The sequence below is a fragment of the Halomonas heilongjiangensis genome (assembly GCF_002879645.1).
Lineage (GTDB): Bacteria > Pseudomonadota > Gammaproteobacteria > Pseudomonadales > Halomonadaceae > Halomonas > Halomonas heilongjiangensis.
In genome coordinates this window covers 1-15728 of sequence record NZ_PNRE01000031.1, presented here as the reverse complement: position 1 = coordinate 15728, position 15728 = coordinate 1, and the positions used below count along the sequence as shown (strand labels likewise).

The window sequence follows — 15728 nt, the reverse complement described above, 5'->3', positions numbered from 1 at the left end:
ATGTTTCCAACCCGAATTCATCTAAACAAAAAAACCTGGGACCGTCTGCAATATCTACAGACTAAGACCCGTCTAACGCCTAATGTTATAGCCCGCGTTGCAATCACCTTGGCACTACGTGACACGCGGACTGCTTCCATCAGCGACAGCCACCCCGACCAGACACATATCATCAACCGTGATGTGTTATTCGGAGAGCATGAGCAATCGTTCCAGGCTATGATCAGACAGTTTTTGTGGGAGCAAAATATCAGCTCAGATATTCAGGCCGTGATTCGTTCACTAATTGATAGTGGTTTACACAAGCTCGGACACGTTCAAAGTCTTTCAGGCCTAGCAGAAAACTTTTTTGAAAGGTATTCCACGTAATGAAATTATTGGCTGGAGCCACTAAGCTCCAGCCACCTCACTTAACCGAGAGGGTATTTATCTTCAATCTTCATTTTCACTCGATTATTTTTGAAGTAACCAGTATATATTGAATTACTTTCATGATTTATTGCTTCTTGATGAACCATCTCTTCAAGTTCGTCACAGCATTCATCGTAAAGCGCCCAAATATCATCTAAATTACCAAGAGAAATATCAACTCCATCTTTCTCGGCTTTTAATCTCATAAGATAAAGCAGATAAAAATCTGCATACAAAATAAAAGATTTCTTTAATCTCTCGCCCTCTTCAAATTCTTTCAAAATTGATCGCTTTTCGATCTTGCTAAACTCAATTAGTTTAAAGAGCTTCCAGACTAAAAGCACTTCTTCCGAAGTGATACTTTCAGAAAAAATTTCATCATAGGAATCGCCAAAAATCAGGCGTTTTTTATTCTTCGCTTCGGCGGGGCATCCATTAAAAAATGCATATAGCAGCTGTCCTACCAACTCAGAATCGATGCGTTTTTCCTTATCCTCATCAGAAAATTGATTCTTCTTTCTTTCATACCAATAACCTCGGTCTGCCAACTGCTTTTCCAATCCTATCTGATAATAGTCGATCGATTTTATATCTCGACTCTTTACGGGATTTTGGCTATTCGTATATTCACAAATCTTTGTACTGAGCTCCTTATCAACTGTCTGATATATTTTACACAAAAGATCAACATTACCTTCTTCGAAACAATCTGGACTTTCTTTATAGGCTTCAAACAAGGAATTAATTGTTTGACATCCGTTCACAATCTGTAGATTCTGCAAATCCACAATAGGCGAAGTCCTATTGCCTCCGGGATAGTTGAAGCTATCACAAGTAATGGTTATTCCATTATTAAAATAGAAAACCTTCCCTCTATCTTCGGACCTAACAGTATTCTTAATATTCTGGTTTATCTTCGTTCTTTGCTTCAAATAAACCCTAACATTATCTTTGAAAGCATTTTCATCAAGATCTTCATATGCAAGCACAGAATAATCTTCAGGATCTGGATTATTCCTTATGGCTTCATTTCGACATACAATTCTGATTAAGTCCCTTGCATCAAACTCAGCTATAAGCGCTTTGACATTACCATCACTTTTCTCAAAGTAGTGCTTTCCAACGGCTTTAATTTTAGCATTAACTGGAACATGGTCCTCCAGCAAGAGCCTTGAAACCATGTTATCCATAAGAAAGAAATCGACAGAAACTCGCCTTTTGCTCTCCAGATCTCTTTTTATAGCGGCATATTCTTCACCAACCATACGATTGTAGCTATTACTACAGAAATACAGCCTAAGCTCAGGATTTACCTTGCTAAAAATTGACCAAATTTGCTCAACTTTTCCGGCCAACACTGGATTGACCTCTTTTATTAAATCTATATCTTGCTCTAAAAGCTTAGAAAAAAAATCTATAACTTTAGTAGATTCTGATGAAGGGAAATGGTTTTCTAACTTATCAACCTTTCCTGTATACTTACAGTTAAAAAAACTAATCACCGGAGGATTTTGATCTTCATCTATATATACCGCATCAACACCCTTATCTTTACCAGACTGACCACCAGTAAGAAGCAGGTACTCTGTATCTGTTATACTATCTTCTATCTCCGTATCATTAATACTTAGCACAAGGTCCATGCAAAAGAAATAAAACGCACTGGAAGCTTTTAGCCCTCTATCGCCAGCAATTTTATTTATTCTTTCTCTCACTAAAGAAAAATCTTTCAAATTCATTTTTTATCCAGCTCCCAAAACGCCAAATCTTTCATTTTTAAAACTCTCTTATTCCCTGTCACATACAAACTATTATGTTTATCCATTTTGCGAATACCATTTATAACCGCATCCTCATCTTGCTTCGAGCTAACATTGAAAATAGCTTTTATATCCTTGCCACCAACACTAGGAACCTGATGAATTATCCATGAAAGTATAAGGCTGGAATAATCATTTTCACCGGTTCTAAAATGAGTCAATTCCTGCGTTGAGAGAATAGAGCCAACACCAAACTCCCGACCTTCCTTTAGTATCTTTTTTAAACTCTCAAAATCTTGAGACATAAAATTATCTGCTTCATCTACCAAAATCATTTTAGATATTTGTCGGTATTTCCCATCAAGAGTTGAACTTCCCTTTTGGTGCATTTGCGTATAGAACAAGTCTAATGTTAAAGCAACTACGAGATTCTGAATTTGGGTGTCGTAGCCTGACAAGTTCATAACCGTCACACCCTCCAACATATCGTAGAGCGATCGTGTTTTTGACGTGTCCGGCTCAAAAATTTCGAAGCTCATCAGGTCATCAAGCGCTGCATGGAGCGAGTCGTGCTCAACCTTCTCTTGGTCCTGATAAAGCTCCCAGACATCGCGTAACGTGGGCGCTGGCTTCGCCCAAGTAGCCTTGTCTTGTGGAAAGATGCCTGCACGCTCGTAGGCATCCATCACAAGCGTACGAATTTTATTCTGTTGCTTGTTACCGAGGCCAAAAGCTTTGGCAAGCGTACTTCTAAACAGGTTCGCAGTATGTACCGGCTGCATCGGCCGGTCACCGAATATGGCGAATGGACTAAAGGGAAGGTGGTAGAGATCTAGCACTTTCGCGTTGGTCGCCTGTACGAAGGCTTCTTTTACGTAATCAGCCTTATAGTCGAAGATTAAAATACCAATTGGTAAACCATCGACGTTCTGATACTGGTTTCGATGCAGCTGGGTGATGACGGACTTCGTGAACTGCGTTTTCCCGGTTCCCATGGTACCGATAATACCGGTATTGGTATTGAAGAGCTTTTCAGTGTTCGTTGGCTCCCAATAAATATGCTCACCGGTTTGGACGTCGGTACCAAACTGAATCTTAAGAGGGCCCGCTTCAATCTTGACCGGCTCCTCATCACCTGAAGCAGATTCTTTGCCCTTCGTTGCCAGAGGCTCCGGTGTCTCAATCTTGGGCTCCGATTCAGCCTCCACACCCTCTACTTGCGATTCCTTTGAATCGCCCTCTACTCCACTGGCCTCTTCAACTTGCTCAAAAGGTAGTAGGAAATATTTATCCGGAACGTGGAGAATCGTTTTCTCTTGAATATCCCTTTTCAAATCCCGATAGGGAGTACGAACCAGCTTGTCGAGAATCCCCATAGGGATCTCAGTCTCAAGTACTTCTTCTCGGGTTTCGTAGTGTTCCTCGAAACAGCTCTCAACATTAATATGCGCGATGACCATTGCTTTCGGATAGTTTGGAAGCTGAGCGATCCCGTAATCACCCTCAAGCCACTCTTCTCTCTTTTCCAAGAATGGAGCAAAGTGATTTTTTTTAAAAACCTCATAAAGTTCGTATTTTTCGATCTGGAGCAGAACTTGCCGGACAAACAGAGCTCTGTATAGCCGTGCCTCCAATGTATTCAGTCCCAAGAGATCTTCTTCCATGTACCTTTTAAGCTCGATCACCTGCTTCCTAGCCTTGGTGAAGTCTGGACGGTAGCCTGCTTTTACCTCCACAGGGAGAAGGTAAAGCTGATTATCTTTGAATCCAGCGAAGAGGATGTCATCCGAGATAGCGCCTTTGCGAATCTCTCGGTTGTGGCGTGAGAAATCACTATCCGACATCGCCAGACCAATATTTCCCGCAACACGGATCATTTCCGCAACGGAGAGTGGAACCCAAGTGATATCCGACTGGTCTAACAGAGCACTGACAACCTTGTATGCGCCGATGATTCCCTCTTTCGCGATTTTCTCCGTAGGCTGATCCGTAATTAGTTTGAGCAACCACTCTCCATTGAAGGCGTTGAACTCCCGAATGAGATCTGTGCCAGCACTTCCAAGAACATTCCTATAAAGATCGACCTGTTTGGTAACTGTAATGGCATCATAGCCAGAAGAGCTCGTGTACTGGTCCGAGTAATGTATCAGTATTACGTCTTTGGTCGTATCGAAGAACTCCAGAGTAACCTTAGGATCGATAATGGTTGTCCACACTGAGCTGTCGTAGGATCGTTGCAGCAAGGATATGAAATCCTCACTCACGGCCAAGCTGATAGCCGAGTGATCATGGTAACGGTCATTCTTCGATTGCGCGGGCCGTGAGAACGAGCCAACCAGCTTAGCGAGCTGTAAGTGAGGTTTGTCTTCGTAGGCAACCCCTTTCAGTCCAAAAGCGGTGAAAAACCGGCCGTTCTCACTTCGTGACGACTCACCATTTAACAAGCCGCCACAGGCTACTCCTGAAAGGTGCTCTTCTATGTTGTTATCGACGGCCTCTACTTTTTGATCGTTCTTAAAGAACGTAAGGTGCGCATATGCCTGCTGTTCAGCTGCATCGTGTCTAAACTTACTGAAGGTCAGACGAGTCCTTAAAAGATCAATAATCGTATCTGCGTTCCGACGTGTAGCACCTTTATCTAACCGGTAACGTTCCTTGATAGTATCATACAAGCCCATCTCAGCAAAAACATCGAACTCTGTCTCCGTGAGCTCCTCATCGTAAAGATTTACGTGAATGTGGGGGCCCCTTTCCAGATTAGCCTGGTAATAGGAAATGATACCTTGGAACAATTCAGTATTGTCAGCATTGTTCACCGAATTGATGAGCAGCGGGGCATCTTCAACCTGCTGGAAGAGTTGGGGGAAGGTAGCAGTGAACTCTTCGATTTTGTGTTTAACTAGAGTGATAACGAAATCAAAACTCGTCTCCTGATGTGGAACCACTTCAAGCCAAAAAGGATCCTGATTCACGGCCTGAGTATAGCTATACCTGTGTTCCGGATCATACAGATGAGGTATCAATCCACGTGGGTTTAACCGGTTTTTCGTAACCTCAGGAAGCTGCCTAAAGCTTCGCGCTTCTCCATCGGCTTTAATTTCATCGATCAAGTTAATGTAGTAAGCCATCACCAACGGATGGAACGGTGTTAAGAATCTTCGCCCCTCAATAGTGGCAAAACCTAGACGCATGACAGTCCGGCTAGCGGTGCTGAGTGTATGGCCTTTTGGAATGGACTCAAGGTATTGGATGCATGAAAGAACAAACTCTCTGGCGAGATCGACCAACTCCGGCCCCCAACTCGCAAGCGAGGGGAGCGTCTTCTTCTGCTGAAAATAAGTAATCAAAGCGTGATACTTTGCATAAAGATCATCATCAGCCAGCTGCAAGCCAGAAGCCGAGAGTCCCTTCCCACGATCCTGATCCCATTCAATTACTTCCTCTGATACGAATGCAGACTCCGCCCATAGAAGCAGTTTTCTCAGGGACAGAGGCTCAGATTCTTGATTGTCTATGACAACAGTTTCTTTGGCTCGGCGATAAACTCCGTTGTAGTTATCGTCTTTGAAGAGTCTCGCAAACCGGTCTGGATCAAGCATCAAGGGCAAACGGAGGCTTTCCTTACTTGCTTCTCCTTCAACCAAGACAGTTAGTTCTGTCTCGCCGTTTGACAGGTTAAAACTTACCTCATCAGACTCCTCATACAGCTGGTGAAAATCGACAGTTCCATATTCTCCTGTCAATATCGTTTTTCCACTGTCATCTAGAACCAGGCTTGTCGTCAGCTCCGGGTTTATTTCCAGCACATGCTGCTCCGCCTGCAGGACGAGCGCCCTTCGCATCCTATCAATCAAAAATTGATTATCAAAAGCTGCGAGGTTAAATGTGCCTTCGCGAACGACCATGCAGTGAAAACTATACTTCTCACTAGAAGAATCTCGGTTAAGTCGTAGTGTGAAAAAAAGGGGCTCAGCCTCGCAGGCACCAGATATCATAAAAGTTGATTTATTACCACGACCAAAGAGCTCAATCGCGACACGATCCGAAAGACTCTTTGGCTGAAGCGCCAACTCTCTCTTCTCCAGTCTTTGTCCTACAAACTTTATCTTGAATTTGAAACGGTCTTGTTCTGCAGACATTTCTATAATTAGGTGCTTGTCCCGAAGACCTGCCGCGGTCTCTTTTTTATTGCGGACCTTAACTTCACAGCCATTAATCTCTAGCCCTTCGTAATCGAGAGAAATTTGTTTTTGCCGCTCCTCTTCAGCCTTGAAATCACCGTAGGTCAGCTTGGTCCACGGCACCTCTGGATTGTCTCCAAAGTGCTTTTGTATAAACTTCGTCCCAAGTTTTGTCAGTCGATCTTCAAGATCATTTGGATAGTGCTCAACGGCAAACTCAATCTCTGACCGTAACTGTCGATTAGCCTCCAGACGCCGCTCGACTTGCTTCTCATTGGTATTGCTTAAAACCATAGGGTCGTTAAATAGACCCAGTTTTTCGAAACAAAGATCCCCATCAATCATCGAATCATGCAGGTGGCTAAAACCGAAAACACTGGAGTCCTCTTCCATGATGACACGAACCTGATGCTCAAGTAGGCAACGCGAAGCGACCTGATTGTAAAGGCCTTCTGAAATCAGCCCTTCAAGCTGTTGCTTGATCGAATTAGGGGACCAAACAGCGTCTCCCTGAGCGAGGTCAAGAGCGCTGTTGATTAGGGTGTCCAATAGACTGTTATGAATGATCAGGAGTGCACAGTTTTCAAAGGGAGGCTCTTGGGCAGCGACAGCATCTCGCAAATTAGAGATATAGTTCTCGGTGTAACAGCCTTTCTGTACGTCATGCTGCTCTAGGTGACCCGCAACCAGCAAGCGGCAGCCATCGATAGCAATGTAGGAGAGCTTTTGATCACCCATCGCCAGTACCCCATCGCGCCCCGCCAAAAGCTCAGAGATCAGCGCAACCGTATTTTCTGGGTCAGGGGACTTGAACTGATATCGGGCTCCATTTGCTATACGCTCTTTCAGCCAATCTTTCAGATTCTTTACGAGAAAGGCTTCAAAGTGTCTTCTGGACATACACTGCATCCCCGCTATCACTCATTTTTTCGATATTCCCGATCCGTTCGAGAAATTTAATAATCGCTAGTTCAGATTGGCGATCAAACCAAACGCCACGTTTGCGAAAAGCTGACAATAGTTCCTGAAACTGTAGCTGTTCTCGGTCGCCAATCGCCAAATTGGTAAGTAGAAGAAAATAATCCTGAGAAATTGTTAATACTCGTCCAGAACGACCTCTTGTCTGAACGAAGTGCTGGGCGATCTCGTTTTCAAATGCATTGACAAACTTACTGTTAACGGTGAACTGACTGGTTCCACGTTTACTGAAAATCTCCTTCGCAGTTTCCGTCAAAAGATGAACCATAGAAATAATGTCTCTCGGATACCCTTCTACCTTTGAAAGACCACGCTTTTTCCGATACTTATCACAAAAGTTCGCCATTGACCTTTGCACATTGATTCGTTCAGACTCACCAACCCCCTCTATATGGTTAAAAATCTTCCATAAAGGATACTTAACCGCTTTCTTATTTTGAGGCTGATTTAAGTACTCAAGCATAGATAAAACTGGAAACAAATCAGCCACCCTGGCTTTTAGTTGGGGAAAAGCTTCCTTAACATACTTGCGTTCCAAACTCGCCTTTTCGGTATCTAGAATAAAGAAAAGCGGTTTACTTTCAGGCTCGGATTTCCACCCATTAATATTCAAGGCTAGTTGAGCACTATACAAAAACGCATATAAACCAAAAAACGATCGGATATTCTGAAGCAGGTAGTTTGGATGCTGGAATAGAAATTGAAGATCCTCAGCAAAAAACTCAGAAAGGAAGGGAAGATAGGGCGACTCAAATGATATAGGTCGATATTCTTCTAACCCCGTCTGAAGCTCTGAGACCAACTCTGATTCTAGAAAGTTGACTGCACTGCGTAGAGGAGGAAATGACCGGTCACTTTCTGCAATGAAGTTCTTAAGCAATTGAGAGACATGCTTATTGTTCGACGCATCGGCGAGAGACTCTTTAAAAAGCAGAAATTCTGGCGATACTTTATACAGTCCAAGATCATTACCGCTGAAATACATCTCATAAATGAGATCGCCCAGGGAATCATCGGTCAATTTATTCGTCAGCCGAGAAATAATTCTGCTTTTATATGATTCTAGGTCATTCCCTTTCTTAATTTTCCTCCTAAGAGCAGTAGAGAGAACACTTGCTGCAATAGCTTCAAAGTCGTACTCAGCAACGTTGGATCTCTGCTGGCGAAAGGGTAAGAAACTATTGACAAGATTTCGTTCCTGGATTTCTTGATCAGGCAGTTTGTTTAAGTTATCAGCGATACTCATTCATCACCTCCAACCACAAACTCTCCATCATCCGCCTCATTGGTAAGTGCAATTTTACGGTTCTTGGCTGTGAGAAACAACGTTTTAGCTTGAACAACAACCTTGCTCATCTCATCTACAATCTCTTCCAGTATGACAATGGTGTTTTTGTCATGCTTATTAGGACGGTAACCATTATTTATTTTTGTCACTAGCTCAAGAAAGCTTACATTGACCTGAAACACTCTGAGAGAATTACTTTCGACTTTTAAGCAAACAGGGAATTCATGAATACTTTTTACTGGCTCTTCTTTAATTCCTTTAAAGTCTGGCCGAACATCTGCTTTAGCCGAGATGACAACCTTATTTCGTTTGCACAAATACATATGCTTTCGTTTTGTCAATGATGGGGACAAACGGTTTCCAAAACGCATTAAAGCTGAGACTAATTCATCTTGATAAAACTTGCGAAGCAGCTGCCTTTTGTCTGAATCACCATCAAATTCTGCATGTAAACGCCATACATCGATATATCTGTCGTATAAAGGCCGCTGAAAATCTCCAACAAACTCCTGATGGTATTTATTGCCAATCTCGAGGTCTTGGAGGACATAGAATAGTCGCAACCAACCGGCAGCGTCTAAATCTTTTATATCAAACGCCCTGAAGATGTCTTCTTGGAATTCGGTAAACCTCTGCTCCTTCACTCCTAGCGAATGCTGGATGAGAAATTGGTCAAGCTTCTGAGACCGGATTGAGCATGGGTCAAAATGACTAATAATGTCACAGAGATCATTGTGACCACGTACAAATAAGTTATCGAAAAGGCTTCGGGGACCACAAATTAAGTGGTGTATAAAATCCAGAAGCCCTCTTGCGGATAAAAATTGATCAAAGCGCAGCCGTGCAGAAAGCAAAAGCTGAACAATCCGTTCGCGGACCTCTGCCTGCTGGAGAAGGCGATAATTTGTCGTAAGCAAGCCAGGAGATATCTCACTTGCATCCTGATAGGCTCGGTAAAGGGGGTTTTGTTCTGAAGAGTGAACTACCCTTTCTAGCAGGTCGCTTATGAACGCTGAACCGGTAAAGCCACTCTCAAGTCTAAATTTCGGATAATCTTCAAAATTCAGAAAGCTAAAAGAATGGCTTGAATGCCCCGCGCGGGTGAACTCCTCAATCGCTGACTTTATATCTTGATGGCGCCCCGCACCCGCTACCGTATAATTAAACAGCATCCCCACATTGATGCCTATTACTAGGGGCTTATTGGAGGTTTTATGCTCGTCGAAAAGCTGATCTAGAGCCTCTATAGCACCCTGATCAGGTCTAAAGCTGTGGGTTGCGTCAAGGTGGAAGCGGAAAGTATCCGAATAACGCTTGTAATATCGTTTCAGAACCTCTGACTTACCGTCACCACTAGAACCACAGAGAAAGATGATGGAGTCGGAACTTGGACAGGAGTCCAGAGCCTCCTTAAAGTCCCTTTCTATTGCAGTCTCTACGTAAAGATACTCTTTAAGTTCTTCTGCTTCTCCTTGTCCTCGGCCAAGGGTAGTTACTGCTTGAGCAGATGACTTTGCAAGAGTATCTAGAAGAATTCTAAAGTTCACGTTATGCACCTTGCAGCTGAATAGTGAAACTTAGATTATTCATATAGCACCAAGATCACCGCCTGACCTTACCAGTGGCACATACACCAGAGCTAAGGCAGCACTCTTCCGTTATCGCTTTATTCAGCAAGATGAATGCAGGGGAGTAATTACTATCTTCAGGCCGTACATCAGCCCCGCCACCAATAAATAAATACATGCCTTACAGGTGAAACTGACACGCTACCGCCCGGGGATGACATCCTTTCCCTGCGACCTCATTGTCTGCGTATTCTTCTATTCTTTCTTATCGGCAGCCGTCTCAGTGGCCTTAACCACCAAGTAAAGCGGTCTCTGTAACGAATTGCAATGAAAAAGCCTGCCGAAGGAGGCAGGCTTTCGTATGAGGCGTGTGATGTGATGGCACTAGGCGTTGCTCATCTGCCCTACCCTATCACTCCCACTCGATCGTCGCGGGCGGCTTGCTGCTCACGTCGTAGGTCACGCGGGAGACGCCACTGAGCTCATTGATGATGCGGTTGGAGACCTTCTCCAGCAGCTCGTAGGGCAGGTGGGCCCAGCGGGCGGTCATGAAGTCGATGGTCTCGACGGCGCGCAGGGCGATGACCCATTCGTAGCGGCGGCCGTCGCCGACCACGCCCACGGACTTCACCGGCAGGAACACGGCGAAGGCCTGGCTGGTCTTGTGGTACCAGTCGGCCTTGTGCAGCTCCTCGATGAAGATGGCGTCGGCCTCACGCAGGATGTCGGCGTACTCCTTCTTCACCTCGCCGAGGATGCGCACGCCGAGGCCCGGCCCCGGGAAGGGGTGGCGGTAGACCATGTCGTAGGGCAGGCCGAGCTCGAGACCGAGCTTGCGCACCTCGTCCTTGAACAGCTCGCGCAGCGGCTCGACCAGCTTGAGCTTCATGGTCTCGGGCAGGCCGCCGACATTGTGATGCGACTTGATCACGTGGGCCTTGCCGGTCTTGCTGGCGGCGGATTCGATCACGTCGGGGTAGATGGTGCCCTGGGCCAGGAAGTCGACGCCCTCGATCTTGCTGGCCTCGTCGTCGAACACCTCGATGAAGGTGTTGCCGATGATCTTGCGCTTGGCCTCGGGGTCGGCCTCGCCCTCGAGCTTGCCGAGGAACAGGTCCTCGGCGTCGACGCGGATCACCTTGACGCCCATGTGCTGGGCGAAGGTCTCCATCACCTGGTCGCCCTCGGCCTTGCGCAGCAGGCCGTTGTCGACGAACACGCAGGTGAGCTGGTCGCCGATCGCCTTGTGCAGCAGCGCCGCGACCACCGAGGAGTCGACGCCGCCGGAGAGGCCGAGCAGCACGTGGCGGTCGCCGACCTGGTCGCGCACCCGGGCGATCTGGTCCTCGATGATCTGGGCCGGGGTCCAGAGGCGCTCGGCGCCGCAGATCTCCAGCACGAAGTGCTCGAGGATGCGCTGGCCCTGCAGGGTGTGGGTCACCTCGGGGTGGAACTGCACGCCGTAGAAGCGCTTCGCCTCCCAGGCCATGGCGGCGATGGGGCAGCTCGGGGTCGAGGCGGTGACGGTGAAGGTGTCGGGCACCCGGGCGACCTTGTCGCCGTGGCTCATCCACACGTCGAGCAGGCCGCGGCCGGTGTCGCGGTCGACGTGGTCCTTGATGTCCTTGAACAGCGCGGTCTCCTCGTCGACGCGCACCTGGGCGTAGCCGAACTCGCGCTTGTGGGAGCCCTCGACGGCGCCGCCGAGCTGCTCGGCCATGGTCTGCATGCCGTAGCAGATGCCGAGCACCGGCAGGCCCATCTCGAACACGCACTGCGGGGCGCGCGGCGAGTCGAGTTCGATGACCGACTCCGGGCCGCCGGCGAGGATGATGCCGCTGGGGTTGTACTCGCGGATCTCGGCCTCGGTGATGTCGAAGGCGCGGATCTCGGAGAAGACACCGATCTCGCGCACGCGGCGGGCGATCAGCTGGGTGTACTGGGAGCCGAAGTCGAGGATCAGGATCTTGTGGGCGTGAATATCGGTCATCTGGCCTTTCCCTTGAGAGGTAGACGGCCCGGAAACAGGAAAGCTGGAAGCGGCGCGGCCACTTCCAGCTTCAAGCTTCCGGCTTCAAGCTTGGGTTAACCCGCGCGGTAGTTCGGGGCTTCCTTGGTGATCTGCACGTCGTGCACATGGGACTCGGCGAAGCCGGCGCCGGTGATCTGCACGAACTCCGGCTTGGTGCGCATCTCCTGGATGTCGCTGCAGCCGGTGTAGCCCATGGAGGCGCGCAGGCCGCCCATCAGCTGGTGGACGATGGCGCTCATCACGCCCTTGTAGGGCACGCGGCCCTCGATGCCCTCCGGCACCAGCTTCTCGGCGCCCTCGCTCTTGTCCTGGAAGTAGCGGTCGGCGCTGCCCTGGCTCTGGGCCATGGCGCCCATGGAGCCCATGCCGCGGTAGGCCTTGTAGGTGCGGCCCTGGAACAGCTCGACCTCGCCCGGGGCCTCCTCGGTGCCGGCCAGCAGGCCGCCGACCATCACGCAGCTGGCCCCGGCGGCGATCGCCTTGGCCAGGTCGCCGGAGAAGCGCACGCCGCCGTCGGCGATCAGCGGGATGTCGTAGGGCTCGAGTGCGGCGGCGACGTTGGAGACGGCGCTGATCTGCGGCACGCCGACGCCGGCGACCACGCGGGTGGTGCAGATCGAGCCGGGGCCGATGCCGACCTTGACGCCGTCGGCGCCGGCCTCGGCCAGGGCCTTGGCCGCTTCGCCGGTGGCGATATTGCCGCCGATCACCTGGATCTGCGGGAAGTGCTCCTTCGCCCAGCGCACCCGGTCGATCACGCCCTTGGAGTGGCCGTGGGCGGTGTCGACGATGATCGCGTCGACGCCGGCCTCGGCCAGGGCGGCGATGCGGTCGGGCGTCTCGGGGCCGGTGCCCACCGCGGCACCGGCCAGCAGGCGGCCGTCGGCGTCCTTGGCGGCGTTGGGGAAGGTGCGCGCCTTCTCGATGTCCTTGAAGGTGACCAGGCCGCGCAGGTGGAACTGGTCGTTGACCACCAGCATCTTCTCGACGCGGTGCTCCTGCATCTTGCCCTTGATCACGTCGAGCGGGGTGCCCTCGGTCACGGTGACCAGGTGCTCGCGGGGGGTCATGATGTCGTAGACGCTGTCGCCGTGGTTGGGCTGGAAGCGCATGTCACGCTGGGTGACGATGCCGACCAGGGTCTCGCCCTCGACCACCGGGAAGCCGCTGAAGCCGTGCTCGGAGGCCATCGCCAGCAGGTCCTCGAGCTTGGCCTTGGGGCCCACGGTGACCGGGTCCTTGACGATCACGCTCTCGTGCTTCTTGACCTTGCGCACCTCCGCCGCCTGCTGGGCGATGCTCATGTTCTTGTGGATGATGCCGATGCCGCCTTCCTGGGCCATGGCGATGGCCAGGCGGGCCTCGGTCACGGTATCCATGGCGGCCGAGACGAGCGGGATGTTGAGGAAGAGGTTGCGGGTCAGGCGGGTCCGGAGGCTGACGTCCTTGGGCAGGACCTCGGAGTAGCCGGGTACGAGTAATACGTCATCGAACGTAAGAGCTTCTTGGGCCATACGTAACATAATCGGCAACACCCAGTGAGCTGGTGGGGAGGGAGTGAAGTTAATCAACCATTATAACGGCCAAGGGTGGGTCACGTCACGGGGGGAAAGGCAACGGAAGCGTAGCCCGCCTACGAGCCGGACCATTAGAAAAGCTGGTATTACCATCAGGTTGACCACAATGAACTAAAATGGATAGGCGCGACCAGGGCTTCCCTCATGCAACGTTCCATTCAGGAAAGGGGTGTCGACATGAACTGGGATCAGATCGAAGGCAAGTGGACAGAGCTGAAAGGCAAGGCTCGCTCGAGCTGGGGCGAACTCACCGACGACGAGCTGGATCAGCTCCAAGGCAAGCGCGACCAGCTGGTCGGCAAGCTCCAGCAGAAGTACGGCCTGGCCCGCGAAGAGGCCGAGAAGCAGGCCGATGAATGGGCCAGGAAGCTCTAACCCGCATTGTGGCTCGATCGACGGGCCAAAGGAGGACTGCCATGCACAAGCACGTACTGACCGTTGCGATTGCGGCCATGGCGGGAAGTCTCGCCCTCGCTGCCCAGGCGGCCGAGGAGCCCGGTGCCCCCCAGGGCCTCTACGCAGCCGATGACATTCTGGGCTCCGATGTCTTTCTGTCCGACGACCCCGAGGAAGACGTCGGTAACGTGGATAACCTGTTGTTCGATGACGACATGCGCGTCACTGCCATCGTGGTCAAGAGTGGTGCAGTCCTGGGCATGGGCGGACGCGGGGTGGTCGTCGAAGCCGAACAGTTCCGGCTCGAAAGCGAGCTGGACGAGGCTGGCGCTGCCACGCACCGCATCCTGGTGGAAGCCACCGCCGAGGAGATGGAAGCGTTTCCTGAGTACGACCGTGACTGGTGGGAACAGGCCAGGGCACAGGCTCGCGAGGCCTGGGAGAGGACCCGCGAGGGTGCCGCAAGCGCCTGGCAGAGCACGCGCGAGGCCCTGACCCCCGACGAAGAGCCCATGCACGAGCCTCCCGAAGACGCGGCAGTCCCCGAGGAGGCTGCAGTCCCCGAAGAGGCTGACGTCCCCGAGGAGGCTGACGTCCCCGAGGAGACTGACGTCCCCGAGGAGGCTGACGTCCCCGAGGAGACTGACGTCCCCGAAGAGGCTGAAGTCCCCGAAGACCAAGGCTGATCTCCGCTGACGGGCCATCGCCCCACCGCCATGACATAACGCCGAGCCGACCAGGCTCGGCGCTTTCGTTGCCGGTGACATGCTAGAGTGAGCGGCGTCATACGCGACAGGACAGCTGCCCCATGCCCGGCGCCGATACCCCCTCCCCCCTCTCCGTCAGCGAAGTGAACCGCCGCGCCCGGCAGACGCTGGAGCGCGACTTCGGCGAGCTGTGGGTCGAGGGCGAGCTCTCGGGGGTGTCGCGGCCAGGCTCGGGGCATGTCTACTTCACCCTCAAGGACGACCGGGCTCAGCTGCGTTGCGCGCTGTTCCGCAACCGCGCGCGCTTCGTCGCCGCCCCGATGCGCGACGGCGACCTGGTCAAGGTGCGCGGGCGGCTGTCGATCTTCGAACCGCGGGGCGACTATCAGCTGATCGTCGAGGCGGTGCAGGCCGCCGGCGTCGGCGAGCTGCTGGCGGCCTTCGAGCGGCTCAAGACCCGGCTCGCCGCCGAGGGGGTGTTCGCCAACGCCCGCCCCCTGCCCTACCCGCCGCGCCACCTGCTGGTGCTCAGCTCGCCCACCGGGGCGGCGATCCGCGACGTGCTGGCGGTGCTGGCGGCGCGCTGGCCGCTGGCCAAGGTCACGCTGATCCCGGTGCCGGTGCAGGGCCGCGAGGCGGCGCCGGCGCTGATCTCGGCGTTGGGCCTGCTCAACCGCCAGTCGGCGCTGGACCCGGGCCGCGACGCCATCCTGATCACCCGCGGCGGCGGCAGCCTGGAGGACCTCTGGGCCTTCAACGACGAGCACCTGGCGCGGGCGATCTTCCATTCGCGGCTGCCGGTGATGTCGGCGGTGGGCCACGAGGTGGAC

10 protein-coding genes are annotated in these 15728 nt (G+C 51.3%); 4 read left to right on the top strand and 6 right to left on the bottom strand.

Features of this window, described 5'->3' with window-relative positions; genetic code table 11:
- Window positions 1–369 carry a DndE family protein gene (locus tag C1H66_RS23515; protein WP_102627102.1) on the top strand — a complete coding sequence of 123 codons (369 nt, stop codon included), beginning with the start codon at window positions 1–3 and terminating at the stop codon, window positions 367–369.
- 41 nt (window positions 370–410) lie between these two features.
- On the opposite strand, the gene C1H66_RS06560 is transcribed toward C1H66_RS23515, so the two are convergent.
- The 6 genes from C1H66_RS06560 to guaB form a co-directional block, all read right to left on the bottom strand.
- On the bottom strand, window positions 411–2150 hold the full coding sequence (locus tag C1H66_RS06560) for an AIPR family protein (protein ID WP_102627101.1): 1740 nt from the start codon (window positions 2148–2150) through the stop codon (window positions 411–413).
- Window positions 2147–7252, bottom strand: coding sequence for a DNA phosphorothioation-dependent restriction protein DptH (dptH, locus tag C1H66_RS06555; protein ID WP_240618231.1), 5106 nt, complete (start codon window positions 7250–7252; stop codon window positions 2147–2149). Before dptH ends, C1H66_RS06560 begins: the two co-directional genes overlap by 4 nt.
- Window positions 7233–8576 (bottom strand): DNA phosphorothioation-dependent restriction protein DptG, encoded by a 1344-nt coding sequence (gene dptG, locus C1H66_RS06550; protein WP_102627099.1) that lies wholly within the window; start codon window positions 8574–8576, stop codon window positions 7233–7235. Before dptG ends, dptH begins: the two co-directional genes overlap by 20 nt.
- On the bottom strand, window positions 8573–10165 hold the full coding sequence (gene dptF, locus C1H66_RS06545; RefSeq protein WP_170064108.1) for a DNA phosphorothioation-dependent restriction protein DptF: 1593 nt from the start codon (window positions 10163–10165) through the stop codon (window positions 8573–8575). The genes dptG and dptF overlap by 4 nt, the downstream gene beginning before the upstream one ends.
- 433 nt (window positions 10166–10598) lie before the next feature.
- Entirely contained in the window at window positions 10599–12176 is a 1578-nt protein-coding gene (gene guaA / locus C1H66_RS06540; RefSeq protein WP_102627097.1) for a glutamine-hydrolyzing GMP synthase, read from the bottom strand.
- A 95-nt stretch (window positions 12177–12271) separates the two neighbouring features.
- A complete protein-coding gene (gene guaB, locus C1H66_RS06535; protein ID WP_102627096.1) occupies window positions 12272–13741 on the bottom strand; it encodes an IMP dehydrogenase in 1470 nt (489 codons plus the stop codon).
- A gap of 231 nt (window positions 13742–13972) precedes the next feature.
- Between guaB and C1H66_RS06530 the strand changes: the two genes are divergently transcribed.
- The 3 genes from C1H66_RS06530 to xseA form a co-directional block, all read left to right on the top strand.
- A complete protein-coding gene (locus C1H66_RS06530; protein ID WP_102627095.1) occupies window positions 13973–14170 on the top strand; it encodes a CsbD family protein in 198 nt (65 codons plus the stop codon).
- Window positions 14171–14211: 41 nt separating this feature from the next.
- The gene (locus tag C1H66_RS06525; protein ID WP_205738632.1) at window positions 14212–14877 is read left to right on the top strand and encodes a PRC-barrel domain-containing protein; all 666 of its coding nucleotides are present in this window, start codon (window positions 14212–14214) and stop codon (window positions 14875–14877) included.
- A gap of 122 nt (window positions 14878–14999) precedes the next feature.
- A partial coding sequence (gene xseA, locus C1H66_RS06520) for an exodeoxyribonuclease VII large subunit (protein ID WP_102627094.1) occupies window positions 15000–15728 on the top strand: 729 nt, incomplete at its 3' end.